General features: G+C 63.4%; 19 protein-coding genes. 8 read left to right on the forward strand and 11 right to left on the reverse strand.

Annotation, left to right across the window (positions count from 1 at the left end):
- Positions 1–10 precede the first annotated feature (10 nt).
- The 5 genes from EOW68_RS02860 to EOW68_RS02880 form a co-directional block, all read right to left on the reverse strand.
- The gene (locus EOW68_RS02860; protein WP_128223666.1) at positions 11–664 is read right to left on the reverse strand and encodes a cytochrome c biogenesis protein CcdA; all 654 of its coding nucleotides are present in this window, start codon (positions 662–664) and stop codon (positions 11–13) included.
- Positions 661–1,170, reverse strand: a complete 510-nt coding sequence (locus EOW68_RS02865) for a TlpA family protein disulfide reductase (RefSeq protein ID WP_128223667.1) — start codon at positions 1,168–1,170, stop codon at positions 661–663. Before EOW68_RS02865 ends, EOW68_RS02860 begins: the two co-directional genes overlap by 4 nt.
- Before the next feature lie 106 nt (positions 1,171–1,276).
- Positions 1,277–2,023: an SCO family protein gene (locus EOW68_RS02870; RefSeq protein ID WP_128223668.1), complete on the reverse strand. Its 747-nt coding sequence runs from the start codon at positions 2,021–2,023 to the stop codon at positions 1,277–1,279.
- Positions 2,024–2,073: 50 nt separating this feature from the next.
- Positions 2,074–2,658, reverse strand: a complete 585-nt coding sequence (locus tag EOW68_RS02875; protein ID WP_128223669.1) for a DsrE/DsrF/DrsH-like family protein — start codon at positions 2,656–2,658, stop codon at positions 2,074–2,076.
- A gap of 2 nt (positions 2,659–2,660) precedes the next feature.
- Positions 2,661–2,912 carry a sulfurtransferase TusA family protein gene (locus tag EOW68_RS02880; protein ID WP_128223670.1) on the reverse strand — a complete coding sequence of 84 codons (252 nt, stop codon included), beginning with the start codon at positions 2,910–2,912 and terminating at the stop codon, positions 2,661–2,663.
- A 235-nt stretch (positions 2,913–3,147) separates the two neighbouring features.
- Here EOW68_RS02880 and EOW68_RS02885 point away from each other — a divergent pair, with 235 nt between their 5' ends.
- Genes EOW68_RS02885 through EOW68_RS02895 form a run of 3 tightly spaced genes read left to right on the forward strand, consistent with a single transcriptional unit; the run spans position 3,148 to position 5,318 of the window.
- Entirely contained in the window at positions 3,148–4,347 is a 1,200-nt protein-coding gene (locus EOW68_RS02885) for an MBL fold metallo-hydrolase (protein WP_128223671.1), read from the forward strand.
- A gap of 6 nt (positions 4,348–4,353) precedes the next feature.
- The gene (locus tag EOW68_RS02890) at positions 4,354–4,866 is read left to right on the forward strand and encodes a YeeE/YedE family protein (protein WP_128223672.1); all 513 of its coding nucleotides are present in this window, start codon (positions 4,354–4,356) and stop codon (positions 4,864–4,866) included.
- 17 nt (positions 4,867–4,883) lie between these two features.
- Positions 4,884–5,318 carry a YeeE/YedE family protein gene (locus tag EOW68_RS02895; RefSeq protein WP_128223808.1) on the forward strand — a complete coding sequence of 145 codons (435 nt, stop codon included), beginning with the start codon at positions 4,884–4,886 and terminating at the stop codon, positions 5,316–5,318.
- A gap of 7 nt (positions 5,319–5,325) precedes the next feature.
- On the opposite strand, the gene EOW68_RS02900 is transcribed toward EOW68_RS02895, so the two are convergent.
- The 4 genes from EOW68_RS02900 to EOW68_RS02915 are packed head-to-tail and all read right to left on the reverse strand — an operon-like array spanning position 5,326 to position 9,302.
- On the reverse strand, positions 5,326–5,676 hold the full coding sequence (locus tag EOW68_RS02900; protein ID WP_431358711.1) for a helix-turn-helix domain-containing protein: 351 nt from the start codon (positions 5,674–5,676) through the stop codon (positions 5,326–5,328).
- Positions 5,673–6,272, reverse strand: coding sequence for a TorD/DmsD family molecular chaperone (locus EOW68_RS02905; protein ID WP_128223673.1), 600 nt, complete (start codon positions 6,270–6,272; stop codon positions 5,673–5,675). The genes EOW68_RS02900 and EOW68_RS02905 overlap by 4 nt, the downstream gene beginning before the upstream one ends.
- A gap of 1 nt (position 6,273) precedes the next feature.
- Positions 6,274–6,930 carry a 4Fe-4S dicluster domain-containing protein gene (locus EOW68_RS02910; RefSeq protein WP_128223674.1) on the reverse strand — a complete coding sequence of 219 codons (657 nt, stop codon included), beginning with the start codon at positions 6,928–6,930 and terminating at the stop codon, positions 6,274–6,276.
- A complete protein-coding gene (locus EOW68_RS02915) occupies positions 6,927–9,302 on the reverse strand; it encodes a molybdopterin-containing oxidoreductase family protein (protein ID WP_128223675.1) in 2,376 nt (791 codons plus the stop codon). The genes EOW68_RS02910 and EOW68_RS02915 overlap by 4 nt, the downstream gene beginning before the upstream one ends.
- Before the next feature lie 341 nt (positions 9,303–9,643).
- Between EOW68_RS02915 and EOW68_RS02920 the strand changes: the two genes are divergently transcribed.
- From EOW68_RS02920 to EOW68_RS02940, 5 genes are all read left to right on the forward strand, one after another.
- The gene (locus EOW68_RS02920) at positions 9,644–10,318 is read left to right on the forward strand and encodes a helix-turn-helix domain-containing protein (protein ID WP_128223676.1); all 675 of its coding nucleotides are present in this window, start codon (positions 9,644–9,646) and stop codon (positions 10,316–10,318) included.
- Positions 10,319–10,403: 85 nt separating this feature from the next.
- The gene (locus EOW68_RS02925) at positions 10,404–11,636 is read left to right on the forward strand and encodes a M20 family metallopeptidase (RefSeq protein WP_128223677.1); all 1,233 of its coding nucleotides are present in this window, start codon (positions 10,404–10,406) and stop codon (positions 11,634–11,636) included.
- Between the two features lie 62 nt (positions 11,637–11,698).
- Positions 11,699–11,941, forward strand: a complete 243-nt coding sequence (locus EOW68_RS02930) for a sulfurtransferase TusA family protein (protein WP_128223678.1) — start codon at positions 11,699–11,701, stop codon at positions 11,939–11,941.
- A complete protein-coding gene (locus tag EOW68_RS02935) occupies positions 11,938–13,077 on the forward strand; it encodes an NAD(P)/FAD-dependent oxidoreductase (RefSeq protein ID WP_128223679.1) in 1,140 nt (379 codons plus the stop codon). Before EOW68_RS02930 ends, EOW68_RS02935 begins: the two co-directional genes overlap by 4 nt.
- 2 nt (positions 13,078–13,079) lie before the next feature.
- The gene (locus tag EOW68_RS02940) at positions 13,080–13,703 is read left to right on the forward strand and encodes a helical membrane plugin domain-containing protein (protein ID WP_128223680.1); all 624 of its coding nucleotides are present in this window, start codon (positions 13,080–13,082) and stop codon (positions 13,701–13,703) included.
- Between the two features lie 13 nt (positions 13,704–13,716).
- On the opposite strand, the gene EOW68_RS02945 is transcribed toward EOW68_RS02940, so the two are convergent.
- Positions 13,717–14,736 carry a sulfite exporter TauE/SafE family protein gene (locus EOW68_RS02945; RefSeq protein ID WP_128223681.1) on the reverse strand — a complete coding sequence of 340 codons (1,020 nt, stop codon included), beginning with the start codon at positions 14,734–14,736 and terminating at the stop codon, positions 13,717–13,719.
- Complete coding sequence (locus tag EOW68_RS18395; RefSeq protein ID WP_431358712.1) at positions 14,737–14,883, reverse strand: DUF7512 family protein; 147 nt, start codon at positions 14,881–14,883, stop codon at positions 14,737–14,739.
- Positions 14,884–14,906 lie beyond the last annotated feature (23 nt).

A 14,906-nucleotide genomic window follows, 5' to 3' on the forward strand; every position in this document is an offset into this window, starting at 1 on the left:
TCACAGCTCCTCACACCCAGCCAGCCGCGATTGCCAGCTGTCCGAGACCGGCCAGCACGACGACGACACCCGCGAGTCGGCTCGCGACGGCGGCGTATGGGGCGACAGTCGAGGCCGCAAGCTCGTTCCCGACGGCGGTCGCGACGGTCACACCGAGCAACAGCCCCCCGAAGACGGTCGCGTAGGTCAGGAAGACGGCGGCCGTCCCGGCCGGCGGGAGCGTCAGCGACTGGACGGTCACGGCCAGAAACAGCGGCGCGACACAGCCTGCGGCGGCCAGCGCGTACAGTGCCCCAAAGGCCGCGAAACCAGCCAGCGTCGTCGACCGTTCCGGCAACTGGACGGGCAGCTCGACGGATCGGCCGGCAGCCAGCAGCCCACCGAGACCGACCAGCAGAATGCCGACGCCCGCCTCGAGTGCGGGGAAGATCGGTTCGAGTGTCTGCCCGACAGCTGCGGCGACGACTCCCAGCGAGAGAAACACTGCGAGTACGCCGGTGACGGCGGCGAGTCCTCGCAGAATGGCACCGCCGAGCGGTGGCTGATCGGTCTCCGTCGACGCGACGTAGTAGCCGACATAGCCGGGCAAGAGGGCGTACGCACACGGCGAAAAAAAGGTCGCGACACCGGCTGCGGCTGCGACTCCGACTGTCGTTCCGGTCATGTCTTCGCGAGTGCCCCACGCAACTCTGCGGCCGTTTTTTCGCCCTGGTCTTCGGAGACGATCCGGTTCGTCGAATCTAGCACGACCGTGTGGGGGACCGAACGCACGTCGAAGGCGGCAGTCAGTTCGAGATCCGTATCGACGGCCACCGGCCACGAACCGCCGTGGGTGTGCCACCAGTCTGCGACGTCCTCGCGGGTCGTCGTCTGTCCGATCGCCTCGTTCGTGACGGAGACGAACTGGACGTCCGCCGTCTCTTCGTGGACTGCGACGACTTCGGGCATCGTCCGCCGGCAGACCGAACACCAGGTCGCGAAGACGGTCAGCAACGTCGGCTGCCCCTGCTGTGGGACCCGCAGGTCGCCGGCGACACTGCCATCGCTGTCGAGCTGTCGGACCGTCACCGGCTCGACGGTCTCCTCGGTCCGGGAGCGTGTGGCGACGACCGCACCGCCGCCGACGACCGCCAGTCCGCCGATGCCGGCGAGTAGATCGCGGCGTTTCATAGTGGTTGTTGCGAGCCGTTCCGGTCTGGCAGTGACAAACGCCACTCGTCGAGGGCCGTCAGTCCCCTTCTCTCTGCCTGGTTGAAACTAACCGCACCAACCACTATCACGCGTACCCCTCCCGGACGGCTTCGAGGTCGTCGATGACGATATCGGGCCGTGGCGGCTGTGGCGAGTAGGCGCGCTCGACGTAGCCGTCGCGGTTGACGAGCAGCAGGAGATTGCTGTGGATAAAGGAGATCGCTTCTCCCTCTTCGTCGGGTTCGAGAACCTCGCCCTGATCGGTTCCGTTGCCGTGGCCGCCATCGCCTTCGGCTTCCTCGAAAGCGACGGCGAATCCGTCGTCGCCCTGGACGACTTCCTTGGCCCGCTCGGGCGTCTCCGGGCGGAGGAACTGCCAGTTCGCTGCTGTCGGGTCCGCGCCGTTTATCTCGCTGAACTCGCGGAGACGATCCTCGGTGTCGTACTCGGGGTCGAACGTGATCGGCATGAAGACCGTCTCGTCGCTGTAGCCGCCGTCGGCGGCCGCGGTCTGGGTCCGCGCGAGTGCAGCGGTCTGTGCCGGACACGGTCCGCCACACCGTGTGAACACGAAGGTTAGCAGTGTCTCGCGTTCACCGACGTACTCCCTGGTCGAGACCGTCCTGTCGTGCAGCGGGGAGGGGAGGTCAAACGCAGGAATCGTCTGGCCGTAGGCCGGGTATGCGAGGTCCTCCGGATCGACGTCGTACTCCCGTTCGGGTTCGCCGAGGACGGTGTTCTCGCTCCCGCCGTCGTCACCGCTCCCGACACAGCCGGCGACGGCGATTCCACTCACGATCGCAGTCGATCGAAGAAACGAACGGCGTTGCATAGTCGCCAGTTTGGCAGACACGGCTTATGCTATCTGGTGCGGTTCTCGAATCAGACCAGTAGCTGGATATCCGCGTCGACCATCTCCTGGAAGGCGGAGGCCGCCCCGACACCAGTCGTGACGCCGTCGTAGAAGTCGTCCTCGTCGTAATCCAGCAGGTCGATCGTCATCTGGCAGGCCTGCAGGTCGACACCGCTGTCCAGGGAGGTCTGGATCAGCGACTCGACTGTGGCCACGTCGTTGTCCTCGATTCTGTTCTCCATCAGCCGGGTCGTCACCCGGTCCATCCCCGGCAACGCGGCGATGGCGTTCGGAACGGGCATGTTCGGGTTTCCGACGGAACTGAGCTGTAACTCCTTCGAGTTTTCCTCGTGGAGGATCTCCAGCCCCCAGAAGGTGTGAAAGACGGTCACGTCGTAGCCGAAGGCGGCGGCCGTGCTCGCGAGGATCAGCGGCGGATACGCCATATCCAGGGTGCCTTTCGTCGCGATGATGACCATCTTCTTCGGACTGTCTCCCACCTCCGACTGGACGTCCGCGAGTTCGCTCTCCAGTTCGTCGACCCGCGCCTGGAGCTTCGCGATCTCCTCGTCGGACAGCGATCCCTCCGAGCCGGCGGATGTCTCGGTACTCATGGTTACTCCGCCTTCTGGATGTAGTGTTTGTAGACGTCCTCGCCGTTCTCGATCGCCTCGACCTGGTCGAGTAACGTGGCACCGTCGGTCGATTCTGCCCACCCCTCGATGTCGCTCATGCTGCCGGAGTCGGTCGCGACGACTTCGAGTGTCTCCTCGGCCCCGAGCTCGTCGAATGCGCCTTTGGTCTTGACGACGGGCATCGGGCAGTTCTGTCCTTTCACGTCGAGTGTCTGTGTTGGGTCCATACTCATCTGTAATCTCTCCTGTGTTGGAGTTACTATACAATATTGGATTCCCAAATATAACTGTGTCGATTATTGTGCCTATCTTGAACAACTGCTCACTCTGTATTTCAATGCCACTGTATCCAGCCTATACGCTCTCGATCGAGGGGCGGATGTCGAATCTCGCCGAAAAGAGTATTGCATAAAGTAGGAATTTCTATGCGAACTCTTAAGTCTATCAGTCCGATACAGAGTAGTACAGATGGATCCCGAAGCGATGGATTTCCCGACGCCAGAATCGGATGTCGAATCGACCACGCCGAGCGAACTGAAAGAACAGATCGACGACGGAGAGCCGGTGACTCTGCTCGACGTGCGGATGACGAGCGAGTACGAGGAGTGGCGAATCGAGGGTGAGAGTGTCGAGAGCTACAACGCTCCGTACTTCCAGTTCCTCGACGAGGAGATCGACGACGAGGTGCTCGCCGAACTTCCCGACGACGAGGAGATGACCGTCCTCTGTGCCAAAGGTGGCGCAAGTGAGTTCGTCGCGGGCGCGCTCGCGGACCGCGGCTACGACGTCGACCACCTCGAAGAGGGAATGAACGGCTGGGCGTCGATCTACGAGGCCCACAAAGTCACCGAGTACGACGGTGCAGGCACTCTGTTGCAGTACCAGCGCCCATCGAGTGGCTGTCTCGGTTATCTGCTGTACGACGGCGACGAAGCTGCCGTTATCGACCCACTCCGGGCCTTTACCGACCGGTATCTCGACGACGCCGAGATGTTCGGCGCCGAGCTAACGTACGCGTTCGATACGCACATCCACGCGGACCACATCTCCGGGCTCCGTGACCTCGCTGCGGAGGGCGTCGAGGCCGTCATCCCCGCGGCTGCTGTCGACCGCGGTGTCACATACGCCGACGAAATGACACTCGCCGAGGACGGAGACACGTTCGCGGTCGGTGACGCGACGATCGAGACGGTCGCCACGCCCGGCCACACGACCGGGATGACCTCCTATCTCGTCGACGACAGCCTGCTCGCGACCGGTGACGGGCTGTTCATCGAGAGCGTTGCCCGTCCGGATCTGGAGGAGGGCGACGAGGGTGCACCCGACGCCGCGCGGATGCTCTACGACTCGCTCCAGAGTCGCGTGCTGACACTCGACGACGACACGCTGATCGGTGGCGCACACTTCAGTGACGCTGCCGAACCGGCCGCCGACGGCACATATACCGCACCTCTCGCTGACCTGAAAGCACGGATGGACCCCCTCTCGATGGAGAAAGCGGAGTTCGTCGAGGTCGTCCTCTCCGATATGCCACCCCGGCCGGCGAACTACGAGGAGATCATCGCGACCAACCTCGGACAGAACACCGTCGACGACGAGAAAGCGTTCACGCTCGAACTCGGGCCGAACAACTGTGCTGCGAGCCAGGACGCGCTCACGAGTGACTAAGGATCGATGTTCGCTGACATACTCGGCTCCGGGACCCTCGAAGCCCTGTTCCCGAACGGGATCTCCCGGTACGCGATCGGGGGATTGCTCGTCGGTGCAGCGACAGCACTCATCTACTACGGGACCGGCATCGCGGCCGGTGCGAGTACGTTTCTCGAGTCGTCGCTGTCCTACGTCTCGGGACAGTCCCGGTTCCAGCAGTACCGCGGATCGCGTGACTGGCGGGTCGTGTTCACGGTCGGGATCATCGCCGGCGCGGCGATCTACGCGTTCGTCTACCAGGGCGAGGCGTGGGCGCTCGCGGGCAGTGCCTGGCTTACCGAGGTCCAGCCCTGGCGGCTGTTCTTCGGTGGTATCCTGGTCGGGATCGGGACCCGCGTCGGGAAAGGCTGTACGTCGGGCCACGGCATCTGTGGTGTCGGCTCGGTCTCCCGGACCTCGCTCGTGGGTGTGGCTACCTTCCTGCTGGTCGCCATCGTGACCGCCAATCTCGTCGCCGCTGCGGGGGTGTCGCCGTGAGCCGGCATCCACTGTTCATGCCGCTAGTGCTCGTCGGCGGGCTCGTCTTCGGTTTCGGGCTCGGCTTCAGCCACATGGCTCGCCCGGAGGTCGTGATCGACTTCCTGACTTTCGAGGACTTCGGTCTCCTCTTCGTGATGTTCGGCGGCTCGATCGTCGCCGGGATCGCGTTCTGGATACTCCCGAAACTCAGCGACAGTGCACCGCTGACGGGGAAACCGTACGGGCGGCGGCTGAAGTCTTTCGACCGGAACGTGCTGGTCGGTGGCTCGATTTTCGGCGTCGGCTGGGGGCTGTCGGGGATCTGTCCCGGCGCGGCCTACGCCAGCCTCGGCGTCGGTAACTGGCCGATCCTCTACGCACTCGGTGGGATGTTCCTCGGGGCGTACGCACAGGGTGTCTGGCGAAGCCGCCAGACAGAAACGACGACAGCCGTTCCGAGCGACGACTAGACCGCGGTCAGTTTTTTCGATCCGCACAGCTGGAGACGAACGCTTTCATCAGCTTGCGCTCGACGGCGTTGAGCCGCTGTGACAGCGCGGAGGCGGTGACCCCGAGTGACCGCGAGAGCGTGTCGAGATCCGCCGCTTTTGGTTCGTCGTAGTAGCCGGCGTCGACAGCGAGCGTGGCCGCCTCCCACTGTTTCGGTGTAACGTTGCTGATCGGAACGGTACAGTCACCGACGCCGCCCGTACCGGCCCAGTCGACGCTGAATTCCGTGTCGCTACCGGAGTCAGCGAGGTAGGTCAAAAGCTCCTGGCCACGCTGTCTGTCGGGGAGCGTGATCGTGACCTTGACAGCCTGGCTCACGGTTCGGTCACCTGCCGTTCGGTGAGTTCGAACGCTGTTTCGACCTGCTCGACTGTCTCGACCAGCACGCTCGCTGCCCACTGATAGAACTCGGCACCCTCCGTCTCCTCGATCTGTCGCTGAAACGCCGAGAACCAGCCCATGTGGTCGGCATGAAAGTCGGCGTAGGCCTGCATCTGACCGGACTCGAGGAGTAACCCGGCGTACTCCAGCACCACGGCGACGTGGTCTGGTGGGTACGCGTCCGGGACGTCGATCCCGGCACGGTCGTACCGCTCGCGCATGTCGGTGGCCGCCGGCCCGCCGAGCAGTCCGCCCTGGCGGCCGTCCCACCACTGTTCGTAGGCCGACTGGGCGGGCGCTGCGTACGGGCCGTCGAACGCCTCGAACGTGCTCAGGTAGTGTTCGCGGAATTCGCCGGCCGTATCGACCGCAGGCGTCGGGGGGCGTTCGGGGCTGAAGCCGAGCCGTTCGCTGCGTTCGACCAGCTGGTCGTGGAGTGACCCGTCCTGTAACGCGTCGAGTAGTTCGTCATTGGGCGAGTCGAAACATCGGGCGAGCAGCGTGTATAGCTCCCCGACAGCTTCGGTGGTCATTCTAGTTCCCCTCTCCGACTCTGTCGACGAGCGATTCGACGTCCTCGCTCCCGGTTCGCATCGGTTCGACGATCACGCGCTGGTTGTGTGCGCCGTTCTCGAAGCGTTCGACGGCCTCGTCGGAGGCGAGTTCGAGCATCTCTTCCTCGGGGCCAGCCTTGATGGCCTCCCCGACGCAGTTGTCGACACAGGACGGTTTGACACCGCCGTCTTCCGGCGTTTCGCGTTTGTCCTGCCCGTGTGCGCTCCCGGTGCCCTGGCCGAGACAGAGGTTACATTTCGACATCTTGTTGTCCTCCGCCTCGGAGAACGTCGGCGCGTCGTACGGACAGGCGTCGAGACACTGCTTGCAGGAGATACAGTCCGGCCGGTCGTGGGTCACGATCCCGTCTTCCTCGCGGATCTCGATGATGTCGACCGGACAGACGTCCACACACGGCGCGTCGTGACAGTGCATACACGAGGTGGAGATCGGGATCTCCTCGAAGGCGTCGCCCTCGTCACTCTCGTAGTGGTTGACGTTGCGCCAGTCGGCCATCTCCCGTTCCCGCTGTGAGACGCCTGGATCGCGGTTGTGGTAGTTTTTACACGAGACTGCACACGAGTGACAGCCGATACACCTGTTGAAGTCGTAGTAGAACACCCAGTTTTCGCTCATGATAGTTCACCTCCGGTTGGCGCAACGTCGACAGCGATGTGTCTGGCGACCATGCCCGTGATGGGGTCCATCTGTTTCGAGTGGACGTCCATGCTGTTCATTCCTTCTTCTTCGGGCTGGACCGATCCCGGCCCGAACCCGTACACCGTCGTCGTGAAGCCCCGCCGGGTCGATCCGGAGACGTAGGCCATCAACTCGCCGCTACCCGTCTCCGAGACGACATCGACCATGTCGCCGGTTTCGATCCCGCGGTCGGCGGCGTCGTCGGGGTGGAGCACGAGATAGTTGCCGCGGTAGTCCTCGTCTTCGAGTTCGTGGCGGCGTGCGTACCGCTCCTGGCTCCCTTTCAGGGCCTGGTCGCCGCCGTGGGAGAAAAACACCGCCCTGGTGTCGTAGAACTCCAGGGGGTACTCCCCGCCGGGTTCGTCGCCGTAGGTGCCCGGCGGCTGCCACTCGGGTGCGGTGGTCATCCCGGCCTCTTCAGCCGCGTTGGCAAACGGTGGGATGTGCCCCAGGTCGAACCAGAAGGTCGGACCGTCGCTCGATTTCCACGTCTCGTACTCGTACTCAGCGAGCAGTTCGTAGTTGTCGCCGCCGGATTCGAGTTCCGACAGCGTCAGGTCGACCTCGGAGAGCTGGTCGTTTATGATCTCTCTGTTGTCCTCCCAGGGGAAGTACTCGCCCCAGCCCATCGCCGCTGCCAGCCCGGCGATGATCTCGTAATCCGGCCTGGTGTTCCACTGTGGCTCGACTGCTGCGGTCGATCCGGTCACCCACGTCCGGTCGCTGTAGGCGCTCCAGCTCCCGGTTCCGAGGGTGTCTTTTTCGAGCTGACTCGCGTCCGGGAAGACGACGTCCGCGTTGCGGCTGACACCGTTCCAGTAGGCGTCGGTCGCGATGACCAGATCCATCTCCTCGATGGCCTCGCGCCACGCTGCTGCGTTGCCGTCTTTCAGTGGGTTGTCGTAGTGGACGTAGATCCCGTTTATGTGGCCGTTGTCGACCATATCCGGCACGAGGTTGTGTGCGATCCCCTCGATGTGACGCAGCGGGTACTCGCTGTACTCGTCGTGCTTGTCGATCGCTTTCTGTTTCCCCTCGGCGTTGTTCGGCAGGTCGACACCCTGGATGGGTTCGGACTCGCCTTCGGGCGTGAACTCACAGACTTCGAACGGATCGGCGGTCGGCGCGGACTGCCACAGCCGGAGACCGCCGGGGCGGTCGATGTTGCCGACCAGCCCGTTGAGCGCGGTGATGTTCTGGCTGGCCTTCCAGGAGTTGGCGTACTGTGCGGTGCCGGTCCACTGAGAGATGCCTGCTGCCGGGGCCGCTTCGGCGAAGCCGACCGCGATCTCGCGGATCTTTTCGGCGTCGATCCCGGTTTTCTCGGCGGCCCACTCCGGCGTCTTGTCCTCGACTGCGTTCCGGTAGGCCTCGAATCCGACAGTCTCCTCTCGGACGAACGACTCGTCGTAGAGCCCCTCCTCGATGATGACGTTGGCCATCGCAAGCGCCAGCGCGCCGTCGGTCCGCGGTCTGATCTGGAGCCACTCGTCGGATTTCTGGGCCGTCTCGGTGTGCTGTGGATCGATCGTCACGAGCGTCGCGTCGTTTTCCTCGATCGCGGTCAGCACACCTTTGGCCTCGAACTGGCCGGCGAACGATTCCAGCATGTTCCGCCCCCAGGCGATGATGAACTCCGAGTTCTGGTAGTCTGGGATACGGTTGTTCGATCCGACACCCATCATACCGCCGGTCATAAACGTCGGTCCGGCACAGACGTGGATCCCACGCGAGATCCGCTCGGGGGTGCCATAGAGGTTCTTCCAGAAGCGGTTGACGACCGGCGTCGTCGTCCAGCTCGCCGCGTTCAGGAACGTCTCGGAGCCATGGTCGTCGTCGAACTGTTCGAGTCGGTCGGCCGCATACGAGAACGCCTCGTCCCACGTCGCCTCGCGTAGCTCACCGTTCTCCCTGATGTAGGGCTGTTTGATCCGTTCTGGATCGTGGACCTTCTCGATCTGTGCCTGCCCTTTGGGGCAGACCGTTCCCTCGGTGCCAGCGCCGGCACTCCCGCGCGGGTGGCCATCGACGCCAGTGATGTCGACTGTCGCGCCGTCTTTGACTGTCACTTCCTGGCCACAGTTGTGATGACAGATCCAGCAGTTCCCGTACGCGAGCTGGTCGGTCGCCGGCTCGTCCGGCTGATCCGGTTCGTCCGGCTCCGTTTCGTTCGTGGGCGTCTCCGTTGCTGGGTTGTCGTCGCTGTAGATATCGCCACAGCCGGCGATCGCCACGGCTGCGCTCGCGCCACCCACCTGGAGCAGCCTCCGCCGCGTCAGCCCGGATCGGTCCTCCGTCGAGTCACTCATCGGTCTGTCCTCCGATTCGGTTCCATCGGTCGGTCTGTCTCACGGTCATACCTATAGATACAGAGACCACTACCATCCCACTACCTCGGGACCGATTTAGGTTTTATATACCCGCTGAACGGGGCAGGCCTGATACTGGTGGCGATAGATTCGGACAGATACTTCCACCCCGTGGGTGCAAACTGCTTCAGTTTTGTATAGCTACCAGTATGAACTGCCAGCAGTCTTTCTCGGGTGCAACTGCAGACGCCTGGTAGTATTTATATTCACTGCTATATGATGGGAAGGAACCTACACATTGCAGGAACGACACTAGAGATACGACACGCAGCCACCGAACCATGTCTATCGAAATGGAATCGCACGGGCGGGCGGATGGATCGATCGAAAGCAAGAGCCTGCGGGTCGAACTCGAAATCGAACGTGGTGGTGCGTGTGTGATCGACGAGGTAACGGGGGACGTGGTCGACGTCGACGTCCGGTTTCACGACGAGCGCTGTCGTGTCGATCTGGACCTCAAAGACCACAACAATGGAGTGGCCACACGGTCGAGAAAACAGTTCACGTCGACGGTCTGTGATCACTGTCCGGGAGCGGTCTTCTCGAAGTACGGCTGTATCCCGCGGTATCAGCGGACAGGAGCGGGATCGTTCGTGGTCGAAACGTACCTCTCGGACACCGACGCCCTGTCGGGGCTGGTCAACGATATCCGGGATCGGTGTGCACGGGTCACCGTCCTGTCGATCACCTCGACCGAGGGAACTGCCCACCCCGAACACTGTTCTGTCGACGTCTCCGTGCTGACGCCGAAACAGCGCCAGGCAGTCGAAGAAGCACGAAAACAGGGCTACTACGGGCAGTGTTCGGATACCGAACTCGGCGAGGTCGCCGACTCCCTCGGCATCTCGCCGTCTGCGCTCTCCCAGCGACTCCAGCGTGCGGAGGCCAACGTCATGGGCCAGCTCTCCTTGGAGTGTGGTTGTTTCGACAGCTGTGACTCCGGTAGCTGTGAGTGATCGTGGGAACGGTCGCTCTCACACGCTGTTCTCGATTCGTGGCACTGGGCGTCAGCTACTCACCGGATCGAATCCAATCTCACATATGGTGTCGGAAGCTCCACCTGTGTCGACCGAGCGCGTCTTCGAGATCGCAACGGAACTGCTCGCCGTCGACACGCAGAACCCACCCGGTGAGACCCGTGCACTCGCAGAGTGGGTGGACTCGTTTTTTACCGATCTCGGCCTCGAAACCGAGACCGTCGCAACCGACCCCGTGAAGCCCAACGTCCTCACGACGATTCCCGGCGAGACAGAGCGCACGCTGCTTTACAACGGCCACATCGATACGGTCCCCTTCGACGCCGACGAGTGGACCTACGACCCGCTCGGCGAACGCGAAGCGGACAGACTGTACGGGCGCGGCGCGACCGATATGAAAGGGCCACTCGCGGCGATGTTACACGCCGCTGAGGCGTTCGTCGAGACCGACACAACACCGCCGGTGACACTCGCCTTCGCGGTCGTCAGCGACGAAGAGACCGGCGGCGACGCGGGTGTCGGAACCCTGCTCCGGCGCGAGGCCGTCGACGCGGATGCCTGTGTCATCGGTGAGACGACCTGTTCGAGGGGGCAGCACTCGGTGACCGTCGCCGACCGCGGGAGCATCTGGCTCACGCTCGAAGCCGAGGGCGTCTCTGCGCACGGCTCGCGTCCGATGCTCGGCGAGAACGCCATCGACCGGCTCTGGGCAGCCGTCACGACGCTCAGGACCCGCCTGTCAGATCGCGAGCTCTCGCTCCCCGCCGATTTCGAACGGATTTTGGCGGAGTCGGTGACCTACTACGAGCCGACGATGGGCGAACAGCAGGCCAGACGGCTCTTTGCCCGGCCGACAGTCAATCTCGGGACCATCGAGGGTGGGGAGAGCATCAACACGGTGCCGGGCACAGCGCGTGCACAGCTGGATATCCGGCTCACCGCTGGCATCGAAACGAGCGAGATCCTGGCCGATATCCGCGACTGCCTGGCCGCCTATCCCGCCGTCTCGATCGCCGACGTGAGCTGGTCTGTCGGTACCTACGAACCGCCCGATAGCCCGCTCGTCGAGGCGGTGACGACCGTCGCGTCGGAGGCCATCGGCGACCGGATCTTCCGGCGCAGTGCGACCGGCGGCGGGGATACGAAGAAGTTCCGCAAGGCAGATATTCCGACCGTCGAGTTCGCGTTCGGAACCGACACCGTCCACGCCGTCGACGAGTACACCACGGCCGCGGCGCTGGCGGCCAACGCAGCGGTGTACAGCCGCCTGCCCGTTGTCTGGGCCGACGCAGTATAGTACTTTCATACTCTTGGAATAAACGCACAATATTAAAGCGTTCGCGACCAAGAGTCAGCTGTATGAGTGAAACTGATATCGAGCCGGCAGCGACGGTGGATGCACGCGGGGCGGCCTGCCCCGGTCCGTTGATGGATCTCATCGGCAAGATCCGCGACGTCGAATCGGGTGACGTCGTCTGTCTGTTGAGCGACGCCGAGCAGTCACTGACCGACGTTCCGGAGTGGGCAGAGGAGGCAGGCAACGAACTGCTCACTGTCGAGGAACCGGACGATCATTACGCGTTCTACGTGGTGAAATCATGAGCGACCATATCGTCATCCTCGGCGGTGGGACGGGTGGTACCGTGCTCGCGAACAACCTGGCCGAGCGACTCGGGTCGGAGATCGACAGCAGCGACGTGCGGGTCACGCTGATCAACGACGATCCGGAGCACGTCTACAAACCGGTGTGGCTGTACGTCCCCTTTGGCACACGTGAGCCCGAAGACGGCCGGCGACCGCTCGCCGACCTCGTCGACGACAGGGTCGAACTGAAAATCGACCGCGTCACGGCGATCGATCCCGACGCCCAGCAGCTGCATTCGACGGGGGAGGTTGGTCCGATCCAGTACGACAAACTCGTCGTCGCGACCGGATCGACGCTCGCACCGGACGAGATTCCGGGCCTCGCCGAAGCCGGACACGACTACTACAGCGAGTCCGGCGCGCTCGAACTCCAGGACGAACTCCTTTCGTTTACCGAGGGGCATCTCGTCTTGAGTGTCATCGGGAGCCCGCACATGTGTCCGGCGGCACCACTGGAGTTCGTCTTCATGGCCGACGACTGGCTGCGTGAACGCGGTCTCCGGGAGGACGTCGAGATCACCTACACCTATCCGATCCAGCGGGTCCACGGCAACCCCCACATCGCGGAGTGGGCACGGCCGATCATGGACGACCGCGACATCAACGTGGAGACCTTCTTCAACCCCGAGGAGATCGACGACGGGACGATCCACACGATGGAGGGGTCGGAGCTGTCCTACGACCTCCTGGTCGCGATTCCGCCCCACCGCGGGCTCGACCTCCTAACAGAGGCCGGGCTGGGTGACAGCGGCTGGGTCGACGTCGACAAACACACGCTCGAAGCCGAACACGCAGCGAACGTCTACGCGCTCGGGGACGCTGCAGCGACGGGCGTGCCGAAAGCGGGCAGTGTCGCGCACTACCAGGCTGGCGTCGTCAGCCAGCGACTCGCGAGCGAGGTGCGTGGCCGGCCAGCGACGGCGAGATACGACGGGAAGACGCTCTGTTTCGTCGAGACGGGGATGGATTCGGCCTCCTACGTCGAGTTCGACTACGAGCACCCGCCGTCGCCGGCACCCCCCTCGGAGAAACTCCACTGGTCGAAACTGGCCTACAACGAGTCCTACTGGCTCACTGCGCGGGGGTTGCTCTGACCATGTCCGAATCCACGAACAGACCGGACGATCTCGAAGCAGCAATCGCAGAGAATCCCGAGGCCGTCGCGGCCTTCGTCGAGCGACTCGACGCCGTCAACGAACTGCTCGACGTGCTGGCACTCGGTGAGGGTGCGCTCACAGACGAGATGATCGTCGAACTCTCGGGGACTGCCGCCACGCTCGCGGAGTCGGCGGACGGACTCGCCACCGAGGAGACTGCAGCGCTGGCCGAGACAGTCGGCGCGAACGGCGAGGAACTCGCAGAGGCGATGGAGACGCTGCTCGCACTCCAGCGAAGCGGTACGCTCGACGAACTCGCCGAAGTTGCGGAGGTCGCCTCACTTCTGACCGCTGCACTCGACGACGAGATGGTCCGCTCGCTCGCAGGGACGGGCAGTTCGCTCGGAGAAATTGCTGATACAGCCGCCGAGGATGACACCCGTGACGGACTCCAGACCGTTCTCTCGGGGGTCGGTGCAGCCGAGGGAAGCGACCCCGAACCGGTCGGCCCGGTCGGGCTCGTCCGGCAGATCCGCGATCCCGAGGTCCAGTACGGGCTCGGCTACGTCTTCGCGATTGCGAGAGCGATCGGCGAGAGACAGGCAGAAACAGACCGCAACTGACGACAGCCGCTTCCTATCCGTCCACTTTTTTCCGGGTCCCCGTCCGTCCTCGTTGTTCCCGGACAGATTGCACGCCGTAGTAGAGGATGATGCTCGTGACGAACAGTGCCGACCCGATCAACAGGAGGAAGCTCACCGTATCGAGAATCGGCATCGCCAGCCACGTCGCGAGTTCACCGAATGCGACGGCGGCGCTCGCGAGCAACAGCATGATCCCGAAGTAGATCGTCACATCCGCCTCGTCGACGTAGGCCGTGGCAGCCGAACCGATACGGGCACCGAGCGCGCTGCCGACCAGCAGGGCCGTCACGACACCCAGATCGATTACCCCAGAGAGCCCGTAGCTGAAAGCCCCGACTGCACCGGACATGAGCGCGCCGAAGAGGCTGGTACCGACCGCGGCCGCCAGTGGCACGCCGACGAGGTAGTAGATCGCCGGCATCCGGATGAAGCCGCCGCCGATGCCGAGGAACCCGGAGACGATACCGACGCCACCGCCGACGCCGGAGATCGTCCACAGCGAGGCCTTGCTGCCGTCGGTCAGCCGAACCATCGGCGGAATGTTGTAGGATTTGATCTTCTTTGCAATATCGGGAATCTCGTCGTCCCCGGTATCGTCGTCCTCTGCCTCTGGTTCACGGAGCGCGTTCCGGGTGAAGACGAGCCCGATCGCCGCGAGCAGCAGGATGTACGCGATCCCGACAACCAGTTCGGCGTAGCCGAGCGCTTCGAGCCCGAAGACGAGCATCTTCCCGGCCTCGATCCCGAGGACGATGCCGACGAACATCAGTCCACCAAGCTTGTAATCGACCTGGCCGACGTCGTGGTGTTTCAACGTCGCAATACTGGCCGTCCCGAACACGAATGCCATCGAACTCCCGATCGCGACTGGTGCGGGATAGCCCAGGACGAGCAGTGTCGGGGTGACCAGGAAGGAACCACCCATCCCGAAAAATCCGAAAAACACCCCGACCATGAAGCCGAAGCTGAGGAATAAGGCCAGTAACGCCGGGGTGAGGCCAAGGACCTCCATCTATGTGTTTGCGATGGCGTCGAGCACCGGTGGAGCGACTCGCTCCTCGATTGCACCGTACCCGACGTACAGAGCTAGTGCTTCGACGAACACCAGCCCCACGACCACTGCTGCCTGCACCGCTGGCTGTGCTGTCAACTCGATCATTTTGCCCCTCGCTGGTGTGGCTG

The organism is Halovenus amylolytica, from assembly GCA_004015825.1.
GTDB lineage: Archaea > Halobacteriota > Halobacteria > Halobacteriales > Haloarculaceae > Halovenus > Halovenus amylolytica.

What these genes read in the sequence shown, in the direction of transcription:
- EOW68_RS02925 (WP_128223677.1), top strand. Translation starts at nt 10,404, where the DNA reads ATGGTGTCGGAAGCTCCACCTGTGTCGACCGAGCGCGTCTTCGAGATC.
- EOW68_RS02860 (WP_128223666.1), bottom strand. Translation starts at nt 664, where the DNA reads ATGACCGGAACGACAGTCGGAGTCGCAGCCGCAGCCGGTGTCGCGACC.
- EOW68_RS02935 (WP_128223679.1), top strand. Translation starts at nt 11,938, where the DNA reads ATGAGCGACCATATCGTCATCCTCGGCGGTGGGACGGGTGGTACCGTG.
- EOW68_RS02945 (WP_128223681.1), bottom strand. Translation starts at nt 14,736, where the DNA reads ATGGAGGTCCTTGGCCTCACCCCGGCGTTACTGGCCTTATTCCTCAGC.
- EOW68_RS02895 (WP_128223808.1), top strand. Translation starts at nt 4,884, where the DNA reads ATGCCGCTAGTGCTCGTCGGCGGGCTCGTCTTCGGTTTCGGGCTCGGC.
- EOW68_RS02880 (WP_128223670.1), bottom strand. Translation starts at nt 2,912, where the DNA reads ATGAGTATGGACCCAACACAGACACTCGACGTGAAAGGACAGAACTGC.
- EOW68_RS02910 (WP_128223674.1), bottom strand. Translation starts at nt 6,930, where the DNA reads ATGAGCGAAAACTGGGTGTTCTACTACGACTTCAACAGGTGTATCGGC.
- EOW68_RS02930 (WP_128223678.1), top strand. Translation starts at nt 11,699, where the DNA reads ATGAGTGAAACTGATATCGAGCCGGCAGCGACGGTGGATGCACGCGGG.
- EOW68_RS02875 (WP_128223669.1), bottom strand. Translation starts at nt 2,658, where the DNA reads ATGAGTACCGAGACATCCGCCGGCTCGGAGGGATCGCTGTCCGACGAG.
- EOW68_RS02870 (WP_128223668.1), bottom strand. Translation starts at nt 2,023, where the DNA reads ATGCAACGCCGTTCGTTTCTTCGATCGACTGCGATCGTGAGTGGAATC.
- EOW68_RS02940 (WP_128223680.1), top strand. Translation starts at nt 13,080, where the DNA reads ATGTCCGAATCCACGAACAGACCGGACGATCTCGAAGCAGCAATCGCA.
- EOW68_RS02885 (WP_128223671.1), top strand. Translation starts at nt 3,148, where the DNA reads ATGGATCCCGAAGCGATGGATTTCCCGACGCCAGAATCGGATGTCGAA.
- EOW68_RS02905 (WP_128223673.1), bottom strand. Translation starts at nt 6,272, where the DNA reads ATGACCACCGAAGCTGTCGGGGAGCTATACACGCTGCTCGCCCGATGT.
- EOW68_RS18395 (WP_431358712.1), bottom strand. Translation starts at nt 14,883, where the DNA reads ATGATCGAGTTGACAGCACAGCCAGCGGTGCAGGCAGCAGTGGTCGTG.
- EOW68_RS02915 (WP_128223675.1), bottom strand. Translation starts at nt 9,302, where the DNA reads ATGAGTGACTCGACGGAGGACCGATCCGGGCTGACGCGGCGGAGGCTG.
- EOW68_RS02920 (WP_128223676.1), top strand. Translation starts at nt 9,644, where the DNA reads ATGTCTATCGAAATGGAATCGCACGGGCGGGCGGATGGATCGATCGAA.
- EOW68_RS02890 (WP_128223672.1), top strand. Translation starts at nt 4,354, where the DNA reads ATGTTCGCTGACATACTCGGCTCCGGGACCCTCGAAGCCCTGTTCCCG.
- EOW68_RS02865 (WP_128223667.1), bottom strand. Translation starts at nt 1,170, where the DNA reads ATGAAACGCCGCGATCTACTCGCCGGCATCGGCGGACTGGCGGTCGTC.